The organism is Glutamicibacter sp. (assembly GCF_050701915.1).
In the GTDB taxonomy this organism is placed as follows: Bacteria; Actinomycetota; Actinomycetes; order Actinomycetales; family Micrococcaceae; genus Glutamicibacter.
In genome coordinates this window covers 380,006-404,548 of sequence record NZ_JBOGEG010000001.1, presented here as the reverse complement: position 1 = coordinate 404,548, position 24,543 = coordinate 380,006, and the positions used below count along the sequence as shown (strand labels likewise).

The 24,543-nt window shown below is 59.0% G+C and carries 24 protein-coding genes; 17 read left to right on the top strand and 7 right to left on the bottom strand.

Annotated features, from left to right (window positions below):
- Positions 1–58 precede the first annotated feature (58 nt).
- The gene (gene sepH / locus ACRDT3_RS02115) at positions 59–1,126 is read right to left on the bottom strand and encodes a septation protein SepH (RefSeq protein ID WP_431491375.1); all 1,068 of its coding nucleotides are present in this window, start codon (positions 1,124–1,126) and stop codon (positions 59–61) included.
- A gap of 260 nt (positions 1,127–1,386) precedes the next feature.
- Between sepH and ACRDT3_RS02110 the strand changes: the two genes are divergently transcribed.
- A complete protein-coding gene (locus tag ACRDT3_RS02110; protein ID WP_431491374.1) occupies positions 1,387–1,686 on the top strand; it encodes a DUF4193 family protein in 300 nt (99 codons plus the stop codon).
- 88 nt (positions 1,687–1,774) lie between these two features.
- On the opposite strand, the gene ACRDT3_RS02105 is transcribed toward ACRDT3_RS02110, so the two are convergent.
- Complete coding sequence (locus ACRDT3_RS02105; protein WP_431491373.1) at positions 1,775–2,308, bottom strand: DUF3093 domain-containing protein; 534 nt, start codon at positions 2,306–2,308, stop codon at positions 1,775–1,777.
- A 140-nt stretch (positions 2,309–2,448) separates the two neighbouring features.
- On the opposite strand from ACRDT3_RS02105, the gene dut reads away from it, so the two are divergent.
- The 4 genes from dut (at position 2,449) to ACRDT3_RS02085 (ending at position 4,806) form a co-directional block, all read left to right on the top strand.
- Complete coding sequence (gene dut, locus ACRDT3_RS02100; protein ID WP_431491372.1) at positions 2,449–2,907, top strand: dUTP diphosphatase; 459 nt, start codon at positions 2,449–2,451, stop codon at positions 2,905–2,907.
- A 38-nt stretch (positions 2,908–2,945) separates the two neighbouring features.
- Positions 2,946–3,635 carry a DUF3710 domain-containing protein gene (locus ACRDT3_RS02095; RefSeq protein ID WP_431491371.1) on the top strand — a complete coding sequence of 230 codons (690 nt, stop codon included), beginning with the start codon at positions 2,946–2,948 and terminating at the stop codon, positions 3,633–3,635.
- Positions 3,636–3,638: 3 nt separating this feature from the next.
- Positions 3,639–4,013: a hypothetical protein gene (locus ACRDT3_RS02090; protein WP_431491370.1), complete on the top strand. Its 375-nt coding sequence runs from the start codon at positions 3,639–3,641 to the stop codon at positions 4,011–4,013.
- 61 nt (positions 4,014–4,074) lie between these two features.
- Positions 4,075–4,806: a DUF3159 domain-containing protein gene (locus ACRDT3_RS02085; RefSeq protein ID WP_431491369.1), complete on the top strand. Its 732-nt coding sequence runs from the start codon at positions 4,075–4,077 to the stop codon at positions 4,804–4,806.
- Here ACRDT3_RS02085 and ACRDT3_RS02080 read toward each other — a convergent pair.
- On the bottom strand, positions 4,803–5,468 hold the full coding sequence (locus ACRDT3_RS02080; RefSeq protein ID WP_431491368.1) for a potassium channel family protein: 666 nt from the start codon (positions 5,466–5,468) through the stop codon (positions 4,803–4,805). The genes ACRDT3_RS02085 and ACRDT3_RS02080 overlap by 4 nt on opposite strands.
- A 15-nt stretch (positions 5,469–5,483) precedes the next feature.
- Positions 5,484–6,161, bottom strand: coding sequence for a potassium channel family protein (locus tag ACRDT3_RS02075; RefSeq protein ID WP_431491367.1), 678 nt, complete (start codon positions 6,159–6,161; stop codon positions 5,484–5,486).
- 145 nt (positions 6,162–6,306) lie between these two features.
- Between ACRDT3_RS02075 and ACRDT3_RS02070 the strand changes: the two genes are divergently transcribed.
- The 3 genes from ACRDT3_RS02070 to acnA all read left to right on the top strand — a co-directional run bounded on the left by ACRDT3_RS02070 (position 6,307) and on the right by acnA (position 12,554).
- Positions 6,307–8,301 carry an APC family permease gene (locus ACRDT3_RS02070; protein ID WP_431491366.1) on the top strand — a complete coding sequence of 665 codons (1,995 nt, stop codon included), beginning with the start codon at positions 6,307–6,309 and terminating at the stop codon, positions 8,299–8,301.
- Between the two features lie 30 nt (positions 8,302–8,331).
- Positions 8,332–9,654: a class I SAM-dependent RNA methyltransferase gene (locus ACRDT3_RS02065; RefSeq protein WP_431491365.1), complete on the top strand. Its 1,323-nt coding sequence runs from the start codon at positions 8,332–8,334 to the stop codon at positions 9,652–9,654.
- Positions 9,655–9,845: 191 nt separating this feature from the next.
- Entirely contained in the window at positions 9,846–12,554 is a 2,709-nt protein-coding gene (acnA, locus tag ACRDT3_RS02060; RefSeq protein WP_431491364.1) for an aconitate hydratase AcnA, read from the top strand.
- A gap of 97 nt (positions 12,555–12,651) precedes the next feature.
- Here the strand turns inward: acnA and ACRDT3_RS02055 are convergent, their stop codons facing one another.
- Positions 12,652–13,266, bottom strand: coding sequence for a class I SAM-dependent methyltransferase (locus ACRDT3_RS02055; protein WP_431491363.1), 615 nt, complete (start codon positions 13,264–13,266; stop codon positions 12,652–12,654).
- Positions 13,267–13,360: 94 nt separating this feature from the next.
- Here ACRDT3_RS02055 and ACRDT3_RS02050 point away from each other — a divergent pair, with 94 nt between their 5' ends.
- The 6 genes from ACRDT3_RS02050 to ACRDT3_RS02025 all read left to right on the top strand — a co-directional run bounded on the left by ACRDT3_RS02050 (position 13,361) and on the right by ACRDT3_RS02025 (position 18,419).
- The gene (locus ACRDT3_RS02050; RefSeq protein ID WP_431491362.1) at positions 13,361–14,215 is read left to right on the top strand and encodes a phosphotransferase; all 855 of its coding nucleotides are present in this window, start codon (positions 13,361–13,363) and stop codon (positions 14,213–14,215) included.
- Positions 14,216–14,383: 168 nt separating this feature from the next.
- Positions 14,384–16,351 (top strand): 1-deoxy-D-xylulose-5-phosphate synthase, encoded by a 1,968-nt coding sequence (gene dxs, locus ACRDT3_RS02045; protein ID WP_431491361.1) that lies wholly within the window; start codon positions 14,384–14,386, stop codon positions 16,349–16,351.
- Positions 16,352–16,377: 26 nt separating this feature from the next.
- The gene (locus ACRDT3_RS02040; protein ID WP_431491360.1) at positions 16,378–16,938 is read left to right on the top strand and encodes a DUF402 domain-containing protein; all 561 of its coding nucleotides are present in this window, start codon (positions 16,378–16,380) and stop codon (positions 16,936–16,938) included.
- Positions 16,939–16,994: 56 nt separating this feature from the next.
- On the top strand, positions 16,995–17,564 hold the full coding sequence (locus ACRDT3_RS02035; RefSeq protein WP_431491359.1) for a hypothetical protein: 570 nt from the start codon (positions 16,995–16,997) through the stop codon (positions 17,562–17,564).
- Between the two features lie 18 nt (positions 17,565–17,582).
- The gene (locus ACRDT3_RS02030; RefSeq protein WP_431491358.1) at positions 17,583–18,062 is read left to right on the top strand and encodes an N-acetyltransferase family protein; all 480 of its coding nucleotides are present in this window, start codon (positions 17,583–17,585) and stop codon (positions 18,060–18,062) included.
- A gap of 21 nt (positions 18,063–18,083) precedes the next feature.
- Positions 18,084–18,419 carry a hypothetical protein gene (locus ACRDT3_RS02025; RefSeq protein ID WP_431491357.1) on the top strand — a complete coding sequence of 112 codons (336 nt, stop codon included), beginning with the start codon at positions 18,084–18,086 and terminating at the stop codon, positions 18,417–18,419.
- 142 nt (positions 18,420–18,561) lie between these two features.
- Here ACRDT3_RS02025 and argG read toward each other — a convergent pair whose 3' ends face one another.
- Positions 18,562–19,989: an argininosuccinate synthase gene (argG, locus tag ACRDT3_RS02020; RefSeq protein WP_431491356.1), complete on the bottom strand. Its 1,428-nt coding sequence runs from the start codon at positions 19,987–19,989 to the stop codon at positions 18,562–18,564.
- 135 nt (positions 19,990–20,124) lie between these two features.
- On the opposite strand from argG, the gene ACRDT3_RS02015 reads away from it, so the two are divergent.
- On the top strand, positions 20,125–21,099 hold the full coding sequence (locus tag ACRDT3_RS02015) for an aldo/keto reductase (RefSeq protein WP_431491385.1): 975 nt from the start codon (positions 20,125–20,127) through the stop codon (positions 21,097–21,099).
- A gap of 75 nt (positions 21,100–21,174) precedes the next feature.
- Here ACRDT3_RS02015 and ACRDT3_RS02010 read toward each other — a convergent pair whose 3' ends face one another.
- Positions 21,175–21,648: a ubiquinol-cytochrome c reductase iron-sulfur subunit gene (locus tag ACRDT3_RS02010; protein WP_431491355.1), complete on the bottom strand. Its 474-nt coding sequence runs from the start codon at positions 21,646–21,648 to the stop codon at positions 21,175–21,177.
- A 1,001-nt stretch (positions 21,649–22,649) separates the two neighbouring features.
- Here ACRDT3_RS02010 and ACRDT3_RS02005 point away from each other — a divergent pair.
- Complete coding sequence (locus ACRDT3_RS02005; protein WP_431491354.1) at positions 22,650–24,341, top strand: sodium:solute symporter family protein; 1,692 nt, start codon at positions 22,650–22,652, stop codon at positions 24,339–24,341.
- Positions 24,341–24,472: a putative transporter small subunit gene (locus ACRDT3_RS02000; RefSeq protein WP_431491353.1), complete on the top strand. Its 132-nt coding sequence runs from the start codon at positions 24,341–24,343 to the stop codon at positions 24,470–24,472. Before ACRDT3_RS02005 ends, ACRDT3_RS02000 begins: the two co-directional genes overlap by 1 nt.
- Positions 24,473–24,543: the final 71 nt, after the last annotated feature.

Genomic DNA, 24,543 nt, shown 5'->3' with positions numbered 1-24,543 from the left:
GAGCAACATTGAACCAATGTTGCTCCCGCACCCTTATGCGCTATAGATCAGCGACGCCTTAGGAGTCGGAATCCTTCTTGCGTTTGCCGAACATGATGTCATCCCAGCTGGGAACCGAAGATCGCTTGGCCTTGCGCGGAGCGGACTCCTCTGCATTCTGCTCGGACGGCTTGTCCTCGGCGCCGCTCGCATCGTCGTCATCCTGATCGGTGACGACCACCAGCTGAGAGGTGCGTGCGGAGATGCCCTGCGGAAGATGCGGCAGCGAGTCCTCATCATCGGTGTCGTACTTGCTCATGCTGCGTTCGATGATCTCGTTGTAGCGTGACTCGCGCTCCGGATCCTGATCCTTCGTGCGCTGCCCACGACGAGCATTCAGCAACGTGACCAGTTCTTCGGTCTCATCCGGTTCCGGAGTGCTGGCCGCAGGTGCCGGCTCAGGCTCTGGCTGGTTCAGCGCAGAGACCGGGCGAAAGTATTCAGGGGCGACCTGTTCGCTCAGGGTCTGTGCCCAGCGGTTAAGGTTTTTCAACGACTTGCGTGCTGGAGTGAACGCCCAACGCGCAATGTTCGCGGAAGCTCCAGTGGAATCCGAGCCCAGGGACTCGACATTCTCGGACGGCAACGGGGAATCGAATTCCGCGGTGACGATCCATTGGCCTTCTGGATCTTTCCAGGCATTCCATCGAGCCGACTCGGCATCGATGTGCAGCTGGTGCAGTCGGTGGACCACCATGGAACCAAGATCCGCAGGCTCTTCGCCGAAAACTTCGCGGTATTCGGCATCGGTCTGTGGTCCTGAAACCTCGACACGACGTGCTAGCTCGGCGATATGCTCGCGCTCAGCCAGTACCGGACCTTCGTACTTGACGATGTCCTCGACGGGGATATCCCACTCAAGCGACAGATCGTAGGCGGAAGCACCAGCGCGCACTCGCGCTTGAATTTCGCGCGGCGAATGGACCGAGGACTCCTCACGGTTCCTTGGAGCCCGCGAACGGGCGATTTCGGCCATTGCACTGCGCAGTGCATCGTCAACAGGTAGCTCGAAGCTCATCCCGTCGTCACTGCTGACCTGCAGGCTGGAACCATTTTCATGAATCCCTACCAGTCTCAGCTGACGCATTCCTACCCTCCACACGCTCTATTTCCTGTGTAAAACTCTGCCACCTCGAGGCCTGAATTCCTACCACCGCACTGGGTGTGGCGCAAGATTAGTCATCAACCTCACGCAGTAATTCCTTGAACCTTCCGCCCATGGCATAGCGTGGCATGAACGGGAATGGATTACCCGGAAGAACGTTATACTTCTATGCCGGTATAAGTTTTCACCTTGTGAAGCAACCGGCTAGGACGAAGACCTGCAGGAAAGAGCGAAAAACGATTATGGCAATTGAATCTGCTGCACCCGTAGCAATGTCAGAAGCGGAACGAGCCAAGGAAATCGCTCAGCTCAAGGCAGGCAAGACCGCGGCCATGGCCAACCTGGTTGATGAGGCCGAAACCCCCTTGGCTGAAGAGTATGTTTTGCCAGGCGGTGAAGCGTCGCAGGAAGAAGTGAGCATCGAAATCTTGCCGGAGCAGGCAGATGAGTTCACTTGCGCAGCTTGCTTCATGGTTCGTCACCGCACGCAGTTGGCCCGTGAAGAAAACGGGCAGAAATTCTGCAGCGAGTGCGAAGGCTAGAAGGATCCCGCAACAGTTCTGAAAGCGATGGCGTCCTGGACCAGAAAGTCCAGGACGCCATCGCTTTTGTGATTCGGAACCGTGAAAGCTATTCGCCGGAAGTGTCTTCGGACTGTTCCTGCTTGGCTGCTTCGGCCTTGCCTTCGTCGGTGAATTCGAACATCACGCCCGAGAGAGCAGCAGCCAGCTCTTCGGGACGCCGGGTGGAAGTCAGCCAGTATGGCGTGGTGTCTCGCTCGTCGGTCACTTCCATGCGCACCGCGCCGTCGATCCAGCCACGCAACACCATGTAGGCCAAGCCGTGAAGCTTCTGGCCACGCTGCTTGAAAGCCTCATCGCCACGGTAGCCGACGACCTCGCCGATGTACTTGCGCTCAATGGTGGCCCGGCCAACGGTGACCAGAGCATCGGTGACCTCGATGGTCGGCACGCGCAGCAGGAACACCGCGACCAGCGAAATCAAAACTACGCCACCGGCAACCCAACCAAGGATGCTGCTAATCGGCGCTACTGCGATACCTGCGGTGATGGAAATGATGATTGGCCAAATCCAGGTGCTGGCCGATGGCCAGAGCTTTTCGCTGTACAGGACGTTCGAACCCTCGGGGCTGGAATTACTCATGGTTCCAAGTTTAGGCAATATTTCTTGGATCCATGACCTCGGGGCTTTCGGCAGGGGATTCCTTTGTGCGCGCGATAGAGTTAGCCACGAGAAACTATCGAGTGACTATTTCACATAACTCCGGGGGAAGACCTACACCGATGAGTGAGCCATCAATTTCCATTGCCATCAAGATGCTTGACACCGATCTGCCGGTCCCCAGCTACGCGCATCCTTCCGACGCCGGCGCTGACTTGCATGCTCGCGAGTCCCTGGTGCTGGAGCCAGGCGCTCGCGCGCTCGTTCCAACGGGCATTGCGCTGGCCATCCCACATGGCTACGTCGGTCTCGTGCACCCACGCAGCGGCTTGGCAGCCAAGCACGGCATTACCGTGGTGAATGCACCGGGTACTGTTGACGCTGGATACCGTGGTGAGATCATGGTCACCTTGTTGAATACCGACAACTCTGAATCTTTCGAAGTCAGCCGTGGCGACCGAATCGCCCAGCTGGTAATCCAGAAAGTCGAGCAGGCAGCGTTCATCGAAGTCGATTCGCTAGACGACAGCGCTCGCGGCGCTGGTGGATTCGGTTCGACCGGCGGATTCAACTCCAAGTAAGTACCCTTGAGAGTAAGACCAGATTTTCTAAGGACACCATGATTTTCAAGCGCAAGAAAGCCAAAGAGCAGCCAGTTGACGCACCAGCTCCTGAAGCAGTTCAGGGCGAGCCAGAGCCGAAGACCGGCCCGTTCGACTATAGCGACGTCGAGAATACGCAGGAATACCTTGACTTCGGCTCGATCTTGATCAAGCCAGTAGCCGGATTGAAGGTCCGCATGGACGTTGAAGAGTCCAACAAGCGTGTTATCGCTGTGTCGCTGGAGATCGCCGAGTCGCGTATCCAGCTGATGGCTTTCTCTTCTTCGAAGTCCGAGTCGCTGTGGCCAGGTATCAGCGACAAGATCAAGAGCGATATCAGCGCGCAGAACGGTGAAATTTTCACCCGCGATGGCGATTACGGCCAGGAGCTGCTCGCTAAGGTGCCGCAGCAGTTGCCTGATGGTCGCGCCGGGCATGTCGCCCTGCGCTTTGTCGGCATCGACGGCCACCGCTGGTTCCTGCGTGCAGTCATCGGTGGCGCTGCCATTGGCGACGAAGAAGCGGCGCGCGTCGTTGATGGCATCTTGCGCAACGTCGTGGTCAACCGCGGCGACAAGCCACTGCCACCGGCTGAACTCCTGCCATTGAGCGTTCCGGCTAATGCGCAGGCCCGCCCGGCAGGCACTGAGAAGAACCCTGATCTGAAGCGTCCAGAACGCGGACCAGAGATCACCCAGATCGGCTAGTGAATGTCGCTGAAGGACAAACCCGTCACTCCGCTGCTGGGCCCCTCGGGCCAGAAGCTCAGCTACCAGCGGCTGGACAGCCTGGAACAGCTGCCCGTCAAGGGCAGGGTGGAGCACACGGGCTATATCCAATCGGTTAGCTATTCGGCGCCGAACGTCGCACCCACGCTGACCGCAGTGGTGGTCGACCGGCTCGGTACCGTGTCCGCCCGTCGCGGGACGGTACCGCACGTGCGTTTGGCGTTCATGGGCCAGAAATCCGTTCCGGGCATCAAGCCGGGCGTGAAGGTGGAATACTCGGGAATGGTTGCTCCCGTCGAGCAAATCCCGACTATCTTTAATCCGCGCTACGTAATCGTGCCGGACGCCCGCGGGTGATCCGGGCGATTCCTCAAGGTCCTGGGAACGCCAGCGTGCTGGCATCTAACTGGAAGTAAACATGATGAACAACGACGAATCCCGTCCGGAAGATGATTCCACTCCGGAAGCAAAGCATCCCAGTTTCGCGGAAATGATTGGCTCGAACGCCAACATCGCGCAAAACGCCGACGGCGGGATTGACCTGCTCTCAACCGTCGGCGGCGTGCGCGGCATCCTGGAGACGGTGCTTCCCGGTTTCGTGTTCATCATGGTCTTCGCGCTCACCACCAATCTGGGCTGGGGGTTGATCGCATCGATCAGTCTTGGCGTGGTTTTCATGATCATCCGCCTAGCCAAGCGCTCGACGCTGATTCAGGCCGGCTCTGGGCTGATCGGCATCCTGATCTGCGCCTTCGCTGCACGAAATTCGGGCAATGCCAAGGACTACTACATTCCAGGGTTCTACGTATCGGCCGCCTACTTGGCGGGATTGCTGATTTCGGTAATGGCCCGCTGGCCGCTGATCGGCTTGCTCTTCGGATTCATCCGCAATGAAGGCACCGAATGGCGCAAGAAACCCGGACGTTTGCGCCGCTACCAGGTGGCTACCTGGATCATCATTGCTGTTTTCGCGCTACGACTGGCGGTGCAGATCCCGATGTACATCGCAGATGACGTCGTGGCTTTGGGCTTGGCCCGTGCCCTGATGGGAGTGCCGCTGTACGCAGCGGGGCTTTGGTTTGCCTGGCTGGTCTCGAAGCCGGCGGTAGAAGCCAGCAACGAGACCAGACCTCCAGAACCGGCCGCCTAGCGGGTGGCGTCGCGCAGCGTGCGGCGCAACAAGGGTTCTGCTTGCGGGGTGGTGATGAAGAAGATTTCATCGCCACCCTCAATCACATCATCGGCACTTGGCGGGAACGGCGTCTTATCGCGAACCACTGCCATCATGGTGGTGTCATCCGGCCAGGAGATGCGCCCGATGCTGCGGCCAATCAACGCCGAATCATGCGGGACGGTGAACTCGACCATGTAGACCTCGCCGGTCTTCAACGTCAGCAGCCGCACCAAATCGCCTACCTCCACGGCTTCTTCCACCAGCGCGGTCATGAGCCGCGGGGTGCTTACCGCTACGTCTACGCCCCAGGCGTCATCGAACATCCATTCATTCTTCGGATTGTTCACGCGGCCTACAGTACGCCGGATGCCGAATTCGCTCTTGGCCAGCAACGAGACCACAAGGTTCACCTTGTCATCGCCGGTCGCCGAAACGACCACGTCGTACTCTTCAAGCTGTGCCTGCTGCAAGACAGCTAATTCGCAAGCATCGCCAATCAGCCACTTCACCGCTTCCAGATCTGCGCGTTCGGCCATTTCTGGTTGCAGGTCGATAAGCAGGACTTCGTGATGGTTGATCACAAGTTCGCGGGCAATGGAGGAACCGACCGAGCCGGCCCCGGCAATCATGACCTTCATGGGGTGCCTCTCAGATTATTCGTTGGTCTGCGCAGCCGGCGGGCTGGCAAGGATCTTTTCGACGTCCTTGGACTCATCGAGGCGCATCATCACATGCACCAGGTCGCCGCCCTGCAAGCGGGTGCGGCTCTCCGGGATGGTGCCTTCACCGAAGCGGGTCAAATAGGCCACTCGCACCCCGGCGGCCGCTTCCAGCTCCTTGACCAGGCGTCCGTACCAGTCGCGGTGCAAGGCAACTTCGGAAAGCACCAGGCGCCCCGATGGCTCCCGGAAGTCCCCGCGCATCGAATAATCGGGCAGGATCCGGCGCAGCACCTGATCGGTGCTCCAACGTACAGCCGCCACGGTGGGGATGCCCAGACGCTGGTAGATCTCAGCGCGCCCTGGATCATAGATGCGGGCCACGACATGGGGGACGTTATAGGTTTCACGCGATACGCGAGTGGCGAGAATGTTGGAATTATCACCGCTGGAGACTGCGGCAAAGGCGTATGCCTCGTCAATTTTGGCAGCTTCCAGGGTGTCTTTGTCGAACCCCATGCCGGTCACCGTGGTTCCGGAGAAGTCCTTGCTCAGCCGGCGGAAGGCATGCGGGTCCTGGTCAATGATTGCCACGGAATGTCCCGCTGAATCCAGCGTGTGGGCTAGCGAGACACCGACGCGTCCGCACCCCATGATCACGAAATGTGCCACCGAGAACTCCTTGGGTTTACTGCTTGCTGTATGTCCACTGGCGCACACGAGCTGTGTGCTTCGAATGCAACAATAGCGCTGATCGCACCCAGTTTATCGGTGGTGCAGCACCCGTGTGCCTTGCACCCTGCGATAACGTTGTGTCGTGCCTGCATTATTTGACGGTCTGAAGCGGATCCTGGTGGGCCGGCCTTTCAGAACTGAACAGCTGAAAAAGAAGCCGTTGCCACCTAACGTCGCGTTGCCGATTTTCTCGTCCAGCGCCCTGTCGTCCTTGGCGTACGCGCCAGACGAAATCTTGCTGACCCTTGCCATTGCGGGCATCGCTGCAACCGCGCTTTCGCCGATGGTTGGACTAGCGGTCCTCGCTGTGCTGGTGGTGCTGGTGCTGTCCTACCGCCAATCGGTCATGGAGTACCCCTCCGGCGGTGGCGACTACGAAATCGTGAAGAAGAACCTGGGCGCCCGCCCGGGAACAGCGGTCGCCGCTGCGCTTCTGGTCGACTTTGTGCTGACCGTTGCTGTTTCCAGCTCCTCAGCTGCCCTGTATCTCGGCGCCATTTTCCCGGCAGTGGCCGAATACAAGGCGTGGGTGGCTGCCGGACTCGTCGCATTCCTCGTGGTCGGTAATTTGCGCGGCAGGGGACAAGGGCGCTGGACCCTGGCCATTCCGGTCTACCTCTTCGTGATTGGCATGCTGCTGCTGGTTGCTATCGGCGGCGTGATGGCGCTGACCGGTACGCTCGGGCTGGCCCCGAGCGCGAACTTCACGATCGTGCCGGAAGCAGAGTTTGCCAACGGCTTGCATGGTGTCGTCGGTGCGCTGTTGATCCTGCGTGCTTTCAGTACGGGTTCGGCTGCGCTGACCGGTATCGAGGTGCCGATCTCAAATGTGCAGACCCTGGCCAAGCCGCGGGCCAAGAACGCGGCTCGGATCCTGCTGGTGCTGGGCCTGCTCTCCGGCGTGCTGACACTTGGCACGCTGATGCTTGCCCGTGCAACCGGCATCAAGGTCGTAGCCGATCCGCAGGCCTCATTCTTGCTCGACGGTGCGCCGATCCCTGAAGGGTTTGTGCAGGTCCCGGTCCTTGGCCAGCTCGCGCAAGCCGTGTTCGGCGATTTCACCTTCGGCCTGATCATCGTTTCGGTGCTGACCATTGCGGTGCTGCTGCTGGCCGGCAACCAGGCCTTCAACTCCTTCCCCCTGCTTGCCAGCCACCTGGCTACCGACGGCTTCCTTCCACGCCAGCTGCGTACCCGTGGCGATCGGCTGGGCTTCTCCAACGGCATCTTGTCCTTGGGAGTTGCCGCGATTGCGCTGGTGCTGCTGTTCCAAGGCGATGTCACCTTGCTGGTACAGCTTTACGTGGTGGGCGTTTTCGTTTCCTTTACGCTCAGCCAGCTAGCCATGCTCAAGCACTGGAAACGCGTGCTGGTTCCCATTGCCGACCGGAGGATTCGGGCGGCCAAGCAGCGCAAGCGCCTGTTGAACCTGGTGGGCCTGGTCCTTTCGGCGCTGGTGCTCGTGGTCGTCTTGGCCACCCGCTTGGTCCACGGCGCCTGGTTGGCCGTGCTGGGCATTGCGGTCTTGATGCTGATCATGGATTCGTTGCAGCGCCACTACCAGAAGGTTGACGACGAGCTGGCGGTAGATGAGGACGCTGCCGCCACGGCCCTGCCCTCGCGGGTGCATGCACTGGTGCTGGTATCCACCGTCCGCAAGCCGGTGCTGCGGGCCTTGGCCTTCGCCCGCGCCTCGCGTCCGTCGAAGCTTGAAGCAATCATCGTGGATGTGGAACGAGGCAAGACCGAAAAGACCCTCCGGGACTGGGAACGCCTGCAGATTCCGGTTCCGATCACCGCGCTGGCTTCTCCATATCGCGATATCCCCGGGGCGCTGATTGAGCATATTCGTTCCATCAAGCGTGAATCTCCGCGGGAACTGATCGTCGTGTACATCCCTGAATACGTAGTGGGCCACTGGTGGGAACAGCTGGTGCACAACCAAACCGCTTTACGAGTGAAAAACCGACTGCATTATGAACCGGGCGTCTTGATTGCCTCGGTTCCATGGCGCTTGCTCAGTGCCTCGCATGCCCTGGGCGGCGGGCCGACCGAAGAATCCTCGGCACACCGCTAAATTCAATGCTTCTGATGAAAGACAAGATCGATGACTGAAACACCAATGCTCACCGTCCGCTTGGGCAAGATTGCCCATGGTGGCCACACCGTCGCCCGCCATGAAGGCCGCGTGATCTTTGTGCGACACGGCATTCCCGGCGAGTTGGTGAATGTGCGCTTGACGGACAGTGCGCCGGAGGCCAAGTTCTGGCGTGCCGACGTCACCGAGGTGCTCGAAGCCAGCGAGCACCGCGTGCCGCACTTCTGGGATGCCGCTGATGCCTTGAAGCATCGTGACCCGGTGGGTGGCGCAGAGTTCGGCCACATCACGCTCGAGCACCAGCGTGAGCTCAAGTCGCAGGTTGCTGCCGAGCAGATGACTCGATTGGGCGGCCTGAAGGCGGAGGACTACAACTTCCCTGCGGTGCAAGCGGTCAAGGGCTCGGATGACGGCCTGGGCTGGCGTACCCGGATGTCTTATTCGGTGGACGCGCAGGGCAAGCTGGCTATGAGCGCTTTCCGCAGCAACCAGTTGACCGGCATCGCGCAGATGCCGTTGGCCCATCCGGCTATTGAAGCCACCGGCTTGTACTCCGTGGATTACACGGGGATTGAGCGTGTGGAGGCTGCTGTGTCCAGCCAGGATGACCAGACTGTGCTGATCTTGCTGGCCGAGGCTAGTGCCGGAGCCGCGGAAAAGGTTGCAAAGCAGTTCCCGGAGGGTGTCAATGTTGCCGCTTTCAGCCAGCAGGGTGGTTCGGCGGCCGACGGCAAGGGCAGCTTGCAGACCTTGGCCGGTTCGGCGTTCCTGACCGAAAAGGTGCTGGGGGAGAAGTTCCGGATTACCGGAGAAGGCTTCTGGCAGGTGCATCGCGAGGCAGCCAGCCTGCTTTCCCAGCGTGTAGTTGAACTGACCGAGCCAGCCGCCGGCGAGCAAATCGCAGACCTCTATGCGGGTGCTGGCTTGTTCTCCGTCCCGTTGGCTAAGGCAGTTGGCTCCCAGGGCCGGGTCTTCTCAATTGAAGGCGCTCCAGGCACCCATGCCGATGCGAAGAAGAATCTGCGCTCCTATTCGCAGGCCACGGTTATCCGCGGCCGTGTTGAGCGAGTGTTACGACAGGTCGCCCAGGATGCCTCCCTGGATGCCGTGGTGCTTGACCCGCCCCGTACCGGTATCGATAAGCAGGTGGCTGCTGAGCTGGCTTCCATCGCTGCGTCTCGGATTTGTTACGTGTCCTGCGACCCCGCGGCTTTCGCCCGCGATACCGCGCGTTTGATGGGGCGCGGATACGAATTAGAGCACATGGAGATTCACGATTTGTACCCGCATACCCACCATATGGAGTCCATCGGGCTCTTTGTGCGCCGTTAAACACCTGAAACTGTCCGCTTAGACACGAATTTGGATGAAAATTTATTCCGAGGAGTCTTTTTACGAGCTTTGGCGATAGACTGTTTTTAGCTCTGCCACGCTAGGAGCCTGACTATCTCAGTTAGGAACTCCTAACTGGAATTACAGTGTGCGTGTGCAACAGAATGAGTGTCTGGCGAGAGGAGTCCCACGTGAGCAATGTGGACAGCTTCGGTGCCAAGGGCGTACTTGACGTCAATGGAACCGAATACGAAATTTACCGACTAAATACGGTTGAAGGCTCGGACAGCCTTCCTTACAGCCTTAAGGTTCTTCTTGAGAACCTGCTTCGCACCGAAGACGGCGCGAACGTAACCAACGAGCACATCAATGCACTGGGTCAGTGGGATGCTTCGGCTCAGCCGAACACCGAAATCCAGTTCACCCCTGCACGTGTGCTGATGCAGGACTTCACCGGTGTGCCTTGTGTCGTTGACTTGGCAACCATGCGCGAGGCCGTCAAGGACCTCGGCGGTGACCCAACCCGCGTTAACCCGCTGGCACCAGCCGAAATGGTTATCGACCACTCCGTGCAGATCGACACCTTCGGCTTCGAAGGCGCTGTCGAGCGCAACATGGAGATCGAGTACCAGCGCAACGGCGAGCGTTACCAGTTCCTGCGCTGGGGCCAGACTGCATTCGACGACTTCAAGGTCGTCCCACCAGGCACCGGTATCGTGCACCAGGTCAACATCGAGTACCTGGCCCGCACCGTCATGACCCGCGAGGTCAACGGCGTACTGCGCGCTTACCCGGATAGCTGCGTAGGCACCGACTCCCACACCACCATGGTCAACGGCCTGGGTGTGCTGGGTTGGGGCGTTGGCGGCATCGAGGCCGAGGCAGCGATGCTCGGCCAGCCTGTCTCCATGCTGATCCCACGCGTTGTCGGCTTCAAGCTGGCTGGCTCGATTCCAGCTGGCGCCACCGCAACCGACGTGGTGCTGACCATCACCGAAATGCTGCGCAAGCACGGTGTTGTTGGCAAGTTCGTTGAATTCTACGGCGAAGGTGTCGCCGCGGTGCCACTGGCAAACCGCGCCACCATCGGCAACATGTCCCCAGAATTCGGCTCGACTGCCGCAATGTTCCCAATCGACGATGTCACCCTCGACTACCTGCGCCTGACCGGCCGCAGCGACGAGAACGTTGCACTGGTCGAGGCTTACGCCAAGGAACAGGGCATGTGGCACGATCCAAGCCGCGAGATCCGTTTCTCGGAATACCTCGAGCTGGATCTGTCGACCGTGGTTCCATCGATCGCCGGCCCGAAGCGTCCACAGGACCGCATCGAGCTGTCGTCCTCGAAGGAGCAGTTCCGCAAGGACCTGCACAACTACGTATCGAACGCCGACGACACCCAGGGCGCTGGCCGCCCATCGGTAGCCGTCGAGGTCACCAAGGAAGATGGCACCCAGTTCACCCTGGACCACGGCCTGGTTTCGATCGCTTCGATCACCTCGTGCACCAACACCTCCAACCCTTCGGTCATGCTGGCCGCAGCCGTACTGGCTCGCAACGCAGCTGACAAGGGCCTGACCTCCAAGCCATGGGTCAAGACTTCGGTCGCGCCAGGCTCGAAGGTTGTTACCGAGTACTACGAGAAGTCCGGCCTGCTGCCATACCTGGAGAAGCTCGGCTTCTTCGTGGTTGGCTACGGTTGCGCAACTTGCATCGGCAACTCCGGTCCACTGGACGCTGAGATCTCCGAGGCCATCAACGCCAACGACCTCGCAGCTACCGCTGTTCTTTCGGGTAACCGCAACTTCGAAGGCCGCATCAACCCAGACGTGAAGATGAACTACCTGGCTTCCCCGCCACTGGTCATCGCCTACGCACTGGCTGGCACCATGGACTTCGACTTCGAGACCGACGCACTGGGCCAGGACGCCGAGGGCAACGATGTCTTCCTGAAGGACATCTGGCCATCGCCTGTCGAGGTCCAGGAGATCATTGACTCGTCGATCGACAAGGAAATGTTCGCCAAGGGCTACGACGGAGTCTTCGAAGGCGACGCACGCTGGAAGGCACTGGACACCCCAGAGGGTTCGACCTTCGCATGGGACGAGAAGTCGACCTACGCACGCAAGGCACCGTACTTCGACGGCATGACCGCCGAGCCTCAGCCAGTCCAGGACATCAGCGGCGCTCGCGTGCTGCTGAAGCTGGGCGACTCGGTCACCACCGACCACATCTCGCCTGCAGGTTCGTTCAAGTCGGAAACCCCGGCTGGCCGCTACCTGATCGAGAACGGCGTGGATCGCAAGGACTTCAACTCCTACGGCTCGCGCCGTGGTAACCACGAAGTCATGATCCGCGGTACCTTCGCCAACATCCGCATCAAGAACCAGCTGCTGGACGGCGTCGAGGGTGGCTTCACCCGCGACTTCACCCAGGCTGATGCGCCGCAGGCTTACGTCTACGACGCTGCAGAGAACTACAAGGCTGCCGGCACCCCGCTGGTCGTTCTTGGCGGCAAGGAATACGGCTCGGGATCCTCGCGTGACTGGGCTGCCAAGGGCACCGCATTGCTGGGCGTCAAGGCCGTCATCACCGAATCATTCGAGCGTATCCACCGCTCGAACCTGATCGGCATGGGCGTTCTGCCACTGCAGTTCCCAGAAGGCGAATCCGCTGATTCGCTGGGTCTGACCGGTACCGAGACCTTCGCTGTCTCCGGCGTGACCGAGCTGAATAACGGCACCACCCCGAAGACCCTGAAGGTTACCGCAACCGCGCAAGACGGCAAGGTTACCGAGTTCGACGCAGTTCTGCGCATCGACACCCCAGGTGAAGCGGACTACTACCGCAACGGTGGCATCCTGCAGTACGTACTGCGCCAGATCGCCGCTGCTAACTAGCAGATCCACCTCGACTCCGGTCGAAGCGAATCTCTAAATAGTTCCGCATCGCGGGAAAACCTGGGACCCAAGGCAACTGCCTTGGGTCTCAGGTCTTTTAACCAGTCTTTTGCGCACTCAGATGACCATGGGTGCGCGCCGTGGTCCGGGCTCGGGTGCCAGCTTCCAGCACGCTGAAGCCTGACTGCTCCAACAGCAGTTCCAAATCCTCTGGCGGCCAATACCAGGCCGGGGCGACCTGGTGGCCAAAAGCTTCTATCTGATCTCCGGCAAAGAATCCGAGCAGCAGCTTGCCGCGTGGTTGGAGCACCCGGGCCAACTCGTCCAACAGCCGCGGAAGCTCTGCCGGGGGAGCATGGATCACCGAGTACCAGGAAAGCACCCCGGAAAAATACTGGTCTTCGAACGGCAGCTGCGCCAGATCTGCGCGCAGGAAATCTGGCTTCTGGAAGTTGCGCCGCGCGAAGTCCAAGAACTCCTGCACAAGGTCAACGCCTGTAGCAGGCCGATGGGCATCTGCAATGAACTGCGTCCAATGCCCTGGCCCGCAGCCAGCGTCCAGGACCGGGCCATCCAGCTGTGAAGCCCACGCCGCAATCAGCTCCCGGTCTTCAACCTCCGCCTGCTCGGGCGAACCGAACAGATCGACATAGGCACTGGCGAGGGCTGAATAACTCGCTGAGACGTAATGCGGATCGTCGGAAGTTGGCATAGGCCCAGCTTAGCGTCGCTCGCAGGGAGTCTGAAGATCAATTGTTAGACTCGAGAATTACTCCCCGAAAAAAGTAGGCGGAAAGGAACTTCCGATGACGTCACTTGCCGTTGAAAATCTGCTGAATGCGGACCAAGTGCACCAAGTGCGTTCCTGGCTCGGAGAGGTAACCGTCGTTTCGGATATGTCTTGGGGACTGACGGACATTAAGGTCCTTCGCATAGCTGCAGCCGGAAAGCATTATGTGCTCAAGACCGCGGGCGAGAGAAATCATCACATCGTCCGCGAACTGGAAGCGCATCGCCAGTACACGCGCGTACTTACCGGAGTCGGGTTGGCCGCGCGACTGCGCTTTTCAAGCGATGCACACCGACTGGCAGTTCTGGACTACCAGCCCGGGGAACTGAGCGTGGGTACAGAATATGAATACGCGCCAGACTTGCATCGACAGGCGGGACACGCGCTCAGGCTACTGCACGATCAAGAACAGCGTGTAGTTAATGACTATGAGGCTCGGTTGACGGCAAAATTTCTTCAGCTGCTGGAGCGCAAGCACCGCATCGGTGCCACCCGGTGCCGGCAAATCAAAGACCTGTTCACCAGCTATGAGCCTAAACCAGTGGCTGTAGTACCAACGCATGGAGACTGGCAACCGCGTAATTGGCTAGTAGACCAAGGAAAACTGAAAGTCATTGATTTTGGACGTTTCGAATTCCGTCCAGCTGCCAGTGACTTCGCGCGGCTCTCCCTTCAGCAGTGGGTTGGGCATCAGGAATTAGAGCAGGCCTTCTTTGAGGGCTACGGCCATGATCCGCGCGAAGAATTATCATGGAAAATCATGCAATTACGTGAAGGCCTAGGCACAGCCGTATGGTCTTATGAAATTGGCGATGAGCCCTTTGAAGCACAAGGGCTACAAATGCTCGCGGATACGCTAGACCACATCTAAATTCACACGCGAACCTGGCCATGCGTTCAGGGTAGTGAACGTCATTGCGGGGAAATTAGCACCAGCACGGACGTTGACGGATAATGAAAGAAGCCTTGAACGCGGTAAACTAGGTATTTCGCATGGGCTTTCCAGCCTATTGTCGGCGAATTTGTGAAGGGGATGAACGTGTCTTTACTCAAGACCATCAAGAAACCAAGTGACCTGCGGGCGCTTACCCTCGAACAGCTCGACGACCTGGCGGAGGAAATCCGCAGCTTCCTCATTGACAATGTCGCACGTACCGGCGGTCATCTGGGCCCTAACCTCGGCGTTATCGAACTGACCTTGGGCATCCATCGTGTCTTCGATTCCCCAACCGACTCTATCGTCTTCGATACGGGGCACCAGTCGTACGTGCACAAGCTGGTCACCGGACGCCAAAATTTCGAGACCTTGCGCCAGCAAGGGGGCCTGTCGGGCTACCCGGACCGCGGTGAATCAGAACACGACGTGGTTGAGTCCTCCCATGCCTCCTCCTCGCTGTCGTGGGTTGATGGCATTTCCCGCGCCAACAAGCTGCTGAATAACAATGAACGCTACGCCGTGGCACTGGTGGGCGATGGTGCCCTGACCGGTGGCATGGCCTGGGAAGCGGTCAACAACATCGCTGCCGACAAGGAGCGCAAAGCTGTCATTGTGGTCAATGACAACGGCCGCTCATACGCCCCGACCATCGGCGGCTTGGCCAACCAGCTTTCGGGCCTGCGCCAGCAGTTGGACAAGTTCCGTACCCACCCGGCCTACGAGAACGCCATGGACAAGCTCAAGGTCAAGCTCAAAGGCTCCGGACCAGTAGGCGACTTCACTTACAAGTCCCTGCATGCCACCAAGAAGGGCATCAAGGACTGGTGGGCGCCGCAAGGCCTGTTCGAAGACCTGGGACTGAAGTACATCGGCCCAATCGATGGCCACAACCAGCGAGCCGTAGAAGAAGCGCTGCAACAGGCCAAGCAGTACGCCGGCCCAGTGCTCGTGCACGCCCTGACCGAGAAGGGCCATGGCTACGCTCCGGCCCGTGCCGATGAGGCTGACCAATTCCACGCCGTTGGCGTTATCGACCCAGTCACCGGTCTGCCAGTTTCCAAGTCCAGCGCGCAAAGCTGGACGAGCGTATTCGGCGAAGAGATCGCGGCGGTGGCCAATGAGCGCGAGGACATCGTGGCGATCACCGGAGCCATGCTGCAGCCAGTGGGCCTGAAGAAAATGTCCCAGGAACACCCAGAACGCGTCATTGACGTAGGCATTGCCGAACAGCACGCGATGACCACCGCGGCGGGACTTGCCTTTGGCGGTCTGCACCCCGTGGTCTGTGTCTACGCGACCTTCCTTAACCGTGCCTTTGACCAATTGCTGATGGATGTGGCCCTGCATAAAGCGGGCGTAACCATCGTGCTGGACCGCGCCGGAGTTACCGGCCCGGACGGCGCCAGCCACCACGGCATGTGGGATATGGCGCTGACCCAGATCGTACCTAACCTGCACCTGGCTGCGCCGCGCGATGCTGGCCGTCTGCGTGAAGAACTGCGTGAAGCCTTGGACATCAATGATGCCCCAAGTGTCGTGCGCTTCTCCAAGGGCTCGGTCGGCGAACCGGTGGAAGCAGTGGATCGCTTGCCTGACGGGGTGGACGTGCTGGCTCGCCTGGGGGATCGTTCGGCGCCGGATGTATTGATCGTTTCGGTTGGTGCCATGAGTGAACTGTCGCTGGATGTTGCAGAACGCCTGAACAGCCAGGGCGTTTCGGTGACCGTCGTCGATCCGCGCTGGGTACTTCCGATGCCGAAGTCAGTGATTTCCTTGGCCGCCCGCCACCGTATCGTGGTGTGCATTGAGGACGGCGTGCGTGCTGGCGGCGTCGGCTCGCGGCTGCGAACCGAGATGCGCGCTGCAGGAGTCGACACCGCGTTGAACGAAGTTGGCCTGCCAACAGAATTCTTGGCGCACGGTACCCGCGGCGAAGTTCTCGAACGCGTCGGGTTGACCGCCAAGCAGGTGGCCCGCGATACCCTCGCACAGGTGCTCGGCACCAAGGTGCCTTTCGCCCGCCCACTGCCCGGCCAGGACCTTCCCACCGGACAGATCCCGAAGCTGTGAGTCCCTTGAGCGGTTGCCCAGCAGGTTTGCCCCGTAGCCCGGAAAACATCGGCTTCGGCGCGCTCGTTGTCGCGCGTGCGTGGAAGTTCGACGGGAGCCCGCATTGGGTTGTCCCGGGCTTCTACCTGGGACATGACGAATTCGGCCACTGGCTGCATCAGCCAGCTGGATCGTTGGTCGCTCGTCCGGGGACCGCCCACCTGGCCACCACTAGCGCGTTGTGCCTGATCCCGCACCGTGGCGACTGGGTCGCCACGATGTATTCGGATGCCGCAGAGGATTTCGACGTCTACATTGATCTGTCCAGCAACGTCGGTTGGCTGCAGATGAAACGTGATGCGTGGGAGGTCAACTCTGTTGACCTGGACCTGGATGTAATTCGTTCCCGTAGCAAAGGCACCTTCCTTGACGACGAGGACGAGTTCGCGGAACACTCGCTGTCCATGGGCTATCCGCAGAATCTCCAGGACTCCGTTCGCGGCACCAGCGAGAAGCTCTTGGAATCGGTGGCACAGAATTTGCCGCCGTTCAACCATGCACATCGAGAATTATGGTTAGCTAAAGTCGCGGGCCTTCCGACAGCCTAGAAGCTGTCCAAGAATTTCATACTTGATTGATTCACTGACCTGAAAAGGGAAAACCTATGGCGATTGTTCGCACTTACCGTTTGGATGAGAAGAACGTACTGCAGTTCCGCGAAGCGTGGTTCCAGCAGTTCGAAGATGAAGAAGTGGGCCAGTTCGTGATCAATCACGGCGCCGTTGGCCACATGTCGGAAACCAGCGATGTGCAGGACGTCGACAATGACCGTGCTGACCAGTTGTTTGCTGGCTTCATGGAAGCCTGTGCAGAAGCGGGCTACGAAGAAATCGAGGCCGAGGACCAGTCGTGGGTTATCGTCCAGTACGCGCTGAAGTCCGCAAACGGCACCGAGCGCGACCAGTACCTGGAAAAGAAGGCCAAGGAAGCGCTGACCGGCCACTTGGCATGGCGCGGACTGGGCACCGTGGAGTCCAGCGATTTCGGTAACCGAAAGCTGAACATCCGGGTGCTATCGCCAGCGCCAAAGCTGGCCGTCGCTGCGATCAAGACCTGCATCCGCGAAGCCAAGTTGGACTTCACCAAGATGAGCATCGGTGTTGCACCCTACGCAGAGTTGGACAAGCTGAAGATGGCGCACCCGATGCCTCCAAAGCCGATGTCCATCGACTAATCAGGGATGTGAAGCACCATGCTTGCGCCGCAACCGATGAAGGCATCGGACCATCCGGCCATCCGTCGGCTGTCGGAGAGCTTGGGGCGTCATGCCGAACCTGAACTCTGGGGCACTGAAGAGTGCCAAGTGGTCATCAAGAACCCGGCCGGAGAACTGCTTGGCTGGGCCCTAGCCCATTGGTGGGAACCTGCTGATCCGGTGGCGCCAGCTGGCTATTACCTGGCCGGGATTGAAGTTGCCCGCAGACACCGGCAACGGGGTGTGGCACGAAGCCTGACCGAGGCGAGGCTGGCATGGATTGCCCAGCGCGCTTCGACCGCGTGGTGCGTGGTCAATGCGCAGAATGCTGCGTCATTGGCGCTCCATCGCACCCTGGGCTTCGAGGAAGTAGCCCGGGCTCCACAGCTAGGCACAGTGGTTTTTAGCGGCGGCAGTGGCGTGCTGTTGTCCAAGGAAGTGGTGTTCTCGCGCGGCAAGGCGCAGGGACAGGATTGAACGAGCAGGAAACAAGGAGAAATGATTCCACAAGAAGACCGGGACGAAACCCCTGGTGTCCAGCGTAAAGTCCCGCGGATGGGCGCAACCCGCACGCCGTTGCATTTGGTTTTCCAGGCCTGCGTCGGTGTCATCATCGGTATTGGGCTGGTCTCCCTGCTTTCGGGCCTCGCCCCAGCACAGGTTGCCTTGACTGGTGTCGTCATCGCCATTCTGGTGTGGATCGTTGAACAGGGCTTCCGCCTGCCAGAGCCGAATACCAAGCAGGGCGCACGTGTCCGCATGGTACTTCGACTGATCTCGTTGGTCGGTTTCACCATCGCGGTGAGCCCGCTGCTGTCCCTGATCGAGGGCTGATAACTTCCAGCGCAAGCTAGTCCCGGACGTTCCGCACGTCTGGGACTTTTTGCGTTGAAGGGTTTCCATGCAAAATAGAGGATCGGCCAGATTCTTCCCGCAAGGGGAGAACCTGGCCGATCCTCTAGCTAGGCTATAGCGCTTAGTCGGTGCCTGCGTCGAATGCGGCAGACTCGATAGCACGGTCGGTAGCCAGATCATCGCTATCAACCTGGGTTGCGTTCACGATGTCATTAGCGCCACCGGCTTCCAGCGAGCCGACGAGTTCAGCGGTGGTACCGCCAACCAGGCCCATGGTGGCGTACTGCTCCAGGCGGCCGCGGGAATCGGCGATGTCCAGATTGCGCATGGTCAGCTGGCCGATGCGATCCACTGGGCCGAAGGCCGCATCGCCTACGCGCTCCATCGAGAGCTTGTCTGGGTGGTAGCTCAGGTTCTCGCCCTCGGTGTTGAGGATCGTGTAATCGTCACCGCGGCGCAAGCGGATGGTGACGGTACCGGTGATGGCCGAGCCAACCCAGCGCTGCAGCGATTCGCGCAGCATCAAGGCCTGCGGGTCCAGCCAGCGGCCTTCGTACATCAGGCGGCCCAGGCGGCGGCCTTCGTTATGGTAGCTGGCCACGGTGTCTTCGTTGTGGATCGCGTTGACCAGGCGTTCGTAGGCGATGTACAGCAGCGCCATTGCCGGTGCTTCGTAGATGCCGCGGGACTTGGCTTCGATGATGCGGTTCTCGATCTGGTCGCTCATGCCCAGACCGTGGCGTCCGCCAATGATGTTAGCTTCATTGACCAGAGCCACCGGATCGGTGAACTCCTTGCCGTTGATGGCAACCGGGCGGCCAGCGACGAAGGACACCGAGACATCTTCGGTCTTGATCTCTACGTTCTCGTCCCAGTACTTCACACCCATGATTGGCTCAACGGACTCGATGGAACTGTTGAGCAGTTCCAGGGTCTTCGCCTCGTGGGTTGCGCCCCAGATATTGGCATCGGTTGAGTAGGCCTTTTCAGCCGAGTCGCGGTAAGGGAAACCATGCTCCTGCAGCCACTCGGACATTTCCTGGCGGCCACCGAGTTCTGCAACGAAGTTGGGGTCAAGCCAAGGCTTGTAGATGCGCAGCTTAGGGTTGGCCATCAAGCCGTAGCGGTAGAAGCGCTCGATGTCGTTGCCCTTGTAGGTCGAACCGTCGCCCCAGACATCCACTCCATCTTCGCGCATAGCGCGAACCAGCAGTGTGCCGGTGACGGCACGGCCCAGCGGGGTGGTGTTGAAGTAGGTCTTGCCACCGGTGCGGATGTGGAAAGCGCCGCAAGCAAGAGCCGCAAAGCCTTCTTCAACCAGTGCAGGCTTGCAGTCAACCAGGCGGGAGTTCTCTGCACCGTACTCCAGTGCACGGCCAGGTACCGCGTCGATATCTGGCTCATCGTACTGGCCGAGGTCGCCAGTGTAGGTGTAAGGGATGGCGCCCTTGTCGCGCATCCAGGCTACTGCCACCGAGGTGTCGAGGCCACCGGAGAACGCGATACCTACGCGCTCGCCTACAGGGAGATTGGTAAGAACTTTAGACATGTTTCCATCCTAATGGATAAATATGCAATGCAGTGAATTGTGCCGTGAAATGTTGAGCACATCTACCTACCAGATAGCCTATGGGTATAACGTCGCTCAGTGAAGCGGATGAATAAAACAACAGATGAGGTGTCCATGGAATTCCGTCAGCTAGGCCGCAGTGGCCTGAGCGTTTCCGTCGTCGGGCTGGGGTGCAACAATCTTGGTCGCGCCGGCACTGCTACCGAATCCCAAGAAGGAACCGACGCCGTTATCCACGCGGCACTTGACGCTGGTATTACGCTCTTCGACGTCGCGGATGTCTATGGCAAGGAACCCGGGCTTTCCGAAATCCGTCTTGGCAAGGCGCTGGGGCAAGCTCGCAAAGACATCGTGCTGGCCACCAAATTCGGCATGGATATGCAGGGTGGTAATGGCCCGGACTTCAATGCGCGTGGTTCACGCCGTTATATCGTCAAAGCAGCCGAAGCATCGCTGAAGCGACTGGGAACTGATTACATTGACCTGTATCAGTTCCATACTCCGGATGCGAATACACCCATTGAAGAAACTCTGCAAGCCATGGATGACCTGGTCACCAGCGGCAAGGTCCGCTACATCGGTCATTCCAACCGCAGCGGCTGGCAGATCGCCCAGGCGGAGTACGTGGCCCGTGAATTGGGAACTGAACGCTTCATCTCCGCACAGAATCACTACAACCTGATTGACCGCCGTGCAGAATTGGAAGTGCTGCCTGCGGCTCGCGAATTCGATCTGGGCGTCTTGCCATACTTCCCGCTGGCAAACGGGCTGCTAACCGGCAAGTACTCCAAGGGGCATGCACCTGCGGGCAGCCGGCTGACTCACGCGCGTCAACATCTTGTGAAAACCAGCGATTTTGAGCAGTTGGACCAATTCCATGCCTTTGCTGCCGAACGAGATCTGACGCCGATCGAATTGGCCTTCTCTTGGCTGGCAGCGCAACCGCCGGTGGCCTCTGTGATTGCGGGCGCCACCCGTCCTGAGCAGATTCGAGCCAACGCTACCGCTGTGCGTTGGGTTCCGACTGATGCGGAACGGGTCCAAATGGACAAGATCTTCCCGACCCCAGAGAAGGTTGCGCTGTTCTAAGCGAACCAACTAGCAAACACAGAAGGCTGAACCCCGTCCGGGTTCAGCCTTCAGTGCTTGAAAAGAGCCGGGAAACTACTCGGCAGCGGTGACGTAAGCGACGATATCGTCACCTTCAATTGCCGCCGCGTATCGAGGCAGAGCCGCGATAGCTGGACCTGCGTTGACGGTTCCATCGGCTGGGGCGAAACGCGAGCCGTGGCAGGCACAGTAGAAATCTTCCTTGCTGGACTTCGGGCTCACAGCGCAGCCTTGATGGGTGCAGACGTTGGAGTACGCCAAAACGGTCTTCTCATCCTTGCGGAATAGCAAGACGCCTACATCTTTCCCAGCTGGATCCTTGGCTGGAGCAAGTGCGCGTGATCCAACGGTAAGGTCCTTGGCTTTCATGAGTGCCTGTCCTTCGCCAGCTGGTTCAGGAATCGGCAATGCCTCGGGGATGTCGGCTTCAGAATGCCCATCTCCGCAAGCGGTGAGAAGAGCGGCAGAACCAAGTGCTGCAGAGGCGCACATGAATGTGCGACGGGCTGGTCGGGCAATGTCAGTCATGACCCCATTCTGGCAGAGATCTCTGTGCTGGCGCTAAGAGGAAAGTGCACGTGGGAGGAGGTTGAGGCAGCTGAGGAGCTCGACCGGGGTGGAAGGCAGCCCGCTTTTCCTTAACCGCCCCGGTATCGAACACTGTGCATATTTATGCATTAATACCCTAGCTGTTAAAGAGGAGGCCGCGACTGGCGCTCCTGGAGTGCGGCTCTGCATCTCCATCTTGGACGAGGTTAGTAATCCGGGTGGGCGTTATGGGCGGCATTAACGCGTCGTACAGCACTGCTCGATAATAGGGAAGGGATCGCCTAGTTCTATTGATTTTTTGCCTCGGCTTTTCGATTGGATGTGCGCGCCGTTACATGGGTTCTGAATGATAGCGGGTAACTGATATAAGGGGTGGACTAATTGAATGTTGTGCGCTTTCTGCTTGGCTTGATGGCCGGGCGGCCCACTGCCTTGGAGGAAGTGATTCGAATATCTTTGCATCCATGCTAATATTTGTATGTAGTTGGTTGAAGCTACCATTTTCGGAGAGAGCTTTAACTGTTCACCTGTCCGGCATTTTGTCGCCGACTGAGTTACTCCCCGCAGTCATCGCGTGTTGAGTTCCAGGTAGCAGTCCTCCGATAGAAACAGGCGCCATTTGCCAGCGCGAATGTTGCGCCTGAACTGACCCGCAGCGCTATTGCGCGCAAACATGGATAGCTGCAAGCCAGATGCAGGCAAACCAAGGGTCCGGATTCACGTTGTGAAGCCGAAAAAGCTAGATTCTGGAGCGAATCCAGGAGCTGGCACTCCCCGTTACTAGGGATGAACGATACGAATGAGAAACGAACGAAACTTGAGTGTAGGGAAGTGGTTCATGGGCCCGGGGGCTTGTGCGCGTCAGCTGATATTTACCCCTTGCGATGACTTCTCGCAGGAAGACGTGCAGGATAAGTCGCCGGTTGAGCATTTAGCTCCCGGTGCGAATCTCATCACTGTCTACTAGAGGGAGGTGGCGCGTGAATAACGAAATAGTACAGTTCAGCGCCCTAACTGTTGTCTTGCTATTGGTGCTCTTCTACGGAGGAACCTTCTATATTTCCACCCGAATCGGAAAGAAAAAAGAGAACGCCGACGACTACATGACGGCGGGAAATAAAATTGGATTCGGCATTTCTGCTGCAAGTATGACCGCTACCTGGATTTGGGCGTCATCGATGTACGCCTCGGCCACTTCCGGGTACACCTATGGAATCTCCGGTCCGATCCACTATGGGCTCTGGGGCGCCTTGATGATCCTGTTCATCTACCCATTCGGCAAGCGGATCCGTAAAGTCGCGCCACGCGCGCACACCCTCGCCGAGGTCATGCATGCACGCCACGGCCGCTCCAGCCAGCTGATGCTCGCCGGGTCGAATATCGTCGGTTCGGTCATCTCCTTGATGTCCAACTTCATCGCCGGCGGCGTATTGATCTCGATGCTCTCGCCGTTCAACTTCATCCAAGGCGTGCTGGCCGTTGCCGGCGGCGTTCTGCTCTACACCCTGTGGTCCGGGTTCCGCGCTTCGGTACTGACCGACTTTGTCCAGGTCGTAGGCATGCTTGGTGCTGTAGCAATTATTGTCCCAGCAATCTTCTTTGCCGCAGGGTTCCCGGCCGCGTTCGAAACGGGCGCCCTCAACCTGACCCCGCAACAGTCCAATTTCTTCTCCTCTGAAGCATTCCTGGGCCAGGGCGCACCGTACATTGCCGCAGTTCTTGCCTACGCAATTGGCAACCAGACCATTGCCCAGCGTCTCTTCGCAGTACGCGAGGATCTGATCAAGCCAACCTTCATCACTGCAACCATCGGCTACGGCGCAATGGTCATTGGCGTGGGCATGCTCGGCGTGCTCGCCCTGTACCTCGGTTTCGAGCCGTCGGGTGGCGACATGAACAACCTCATCCCTGAGATGGCCGCCAGTTACCTGCCAGGTGTTCTGCTGGCACTGTTCTTCATCATGATCATTGGTGCGCTGTCGTCAACTGCTGACTCGGACTTGGCAGCCCTGTCCTCGATTGTGATGGCTGACGTATACGGCCAGAACGTTGCAGGCAAGGACAAGGCCGATCCGAAGAAGATGCTGCTCATTGGCCGTGCCACCATGGTCGTTGCCACCGCATTGGCAGTCGCTTTCGCGAGCATGCAGCTGAACATCCTGGACCTGCTGGTCTTCGTCGGAGCTCTTTGGGGCGCCTTGGTCTTCCCGGTTTTGGCCAGCTTCTACTGGAAAAAAGTCACCAACAAGGCCTTCACCGTTTCGGTACTCGTTGCACTGGCGATCTTCATCCCGGTTCGCTTCGAACTGATCCCAGTCAATGGTGTCACGGGCTTCCTGATCGAGTTGCTGTCGGTGATTGGTATCGGCGTTGTCTTGGCGTTGATGAGCTTCGGGTTCTTCGGCCTACGCGTCGCCAAGATAGTTGGTGCCGTCGCAATGCTGGCCAGCGCACCGTTCGTCTTCGGTTTCCTGCGCGACTACACAACCTTGAGCGCCTCGCTGGTCGCTTACTCGGTAAGTACCATCGTCTGCTACCTCATGTCCTTCAGGTCCAAGATGGAATTCGACTTCGATGTCATCGCGGTACGCACCGGCGACTTCGACGTAGTACCTGCAAAGTCTGACGCTGCAGAAGCCGGACGCGATGCCAAGAGCCTGGGAGGCAAATAATGACGACGTTTTTCTTGAGCCTGTACGTACTGGTTTGGCCAGTCATAGTGGCCGGAGTGCTGTTCTTCATCAGCAAGGGCTTTGTCCAAGAATGGCTGGAAGCCCGTCGCAATGGTGAAGACATTATCTAGCAACTGGGCACGCGAAGCGCAGGTCCTGGAACGCGAGAACCCCGTACAGCATTTATCTGCTGTGCGGGGTT

Excerpts from the sequence above, each read along its gene's own strand:
- ACRDT3_RS02080 (WP_431491368.1), bottom strand. The coding sequence starts at position 5,468 with ATGAAGGTCATGATTGCCGGGGCCGGCTCGGTCGGTTCCTCCATTGCC.
- sepH (WP_431491375.1), bottom strand. The coding sequence starts at position 1,126 with ATGCGTCAGCTGAGACTGGTAGGGATTCATGAAAATGGTTCCAGCCTG.
- ACRDT3_RS02110 (WP_431491374.1), top strand. The coding sequence starts at position 1,387 with ATGGCAATTGAATCTGCTGCACCCGTAGCAATGTCAGAAGCGGAACGA.
- ACRDT3_RS02015 (WP_431491385.1), top strand. The coding sequence starts at position 20,125 with ATGGAATTCCGTCAGCTAGGCCGCAGTGGCCTGAGCGTTTCCGTCGTC.
- ACRDT3_RS02065 (WP_431491365.1), top strand. The coding sequence starts at position 8,332 with ATGACTGAAACACCAATGCTCACCGTCCGCTTGGGCAAGATTGCCCAT.
- dut (WP_431491372.1), top strand. The coding sequence starts at position 2,449 with ATGAGTGAGCCATCAATTTCCATTGCCATCAAGATGCTTGACACCGAT.
- ACRDT3_RS02055 (WP_431491363.1), bottom strand. The coding sequence starts at position 13,266 with ATGCCAACTTCCGACGATCCGCATTACGTCTCAGCGAGTTATTCAGCC.
- ACRDT3_RS02050 (WP_431491362.1), top strand. The coding sequence starts at position 13,361 with ATGACGTCACTTGCCGTTGAAAATCTGCTGAATGCGGACCAAGTGCAC.
- ACRDT3_RS02105 (WP_431491373.1), bottom strand. The coding sequence starts at position 2,308 with ATGAGTAATTCCAGCCCCGAGGGTTCGAACGTCCTGTACAGCGAAAAG.
- argG (WP_431491356.1), bottom strand. The coding sequence starts at position 19,989 with ATGTCTAAAGTTCTTACCAATCTCCCTGTAGGCGAGCGCGTAGGTATC.
- ACRDT3_RS02030 (WP_431491358.1), top strand. The coding sequence starts at position 17,583 with ATGCTTGCGCCGCAACCGATGAAGGCATCGGACCATCCGGCCATCCGT.
- ACRDT3_RS02000 (WP_431491353.1), top strand. The coding sequence starts at position 24,341 with ATGACGACGTTTTTCTTGAGCCTGTACGTACTGGTTTGGCCAGTCATA.
- ACRDT3_RS02010 (WP_431491355.1), bottom strand. The coding sequence starts at position 21,648 with ATGACTGACATTGCCCGACCAGCCCGTCGCACATTCATGTGCGCCTCT.
- ACRDT3_RS02085 (WP_431491369.1), top strand. The coding sequence starts at position 4,075 with ATGATGAACAACGACGAATCCCGTCCGGAAGATGATTCCACTCCGGAA.
- ACRDT3_RS02035 (WP_431491359.1), top strand. The coding sequence starts at position 16,995 with ATGGCGATTGTTCGCACTTACCGTTTGGATGAGAAGAACGTACTGCAG.
- ACRDT3_RS02095 (WP_431491371.1), top strand. The coding sequence starts at position 2,946 with ATGATTTTCAAGCGCAAGAAAGCCAAAGAGCAGCCAGTTGACGCACCA.
- ACRDT3_RS02025 (WP_431491357.1), top strand. The coding sequence starts at position 18,084 with ATGATTCCACAAGAAGACCGGGACGAAACCCCTGGTGTCCAGCGTAAA.
- ACRDT3_RS02090 (WP_431491370.1), top strand. The coding sequence starts at position 3,639 with ATGTCGCTGAAGGACAAACCCGTCACTCCGCTGCTGGGCCCCTCGGGC.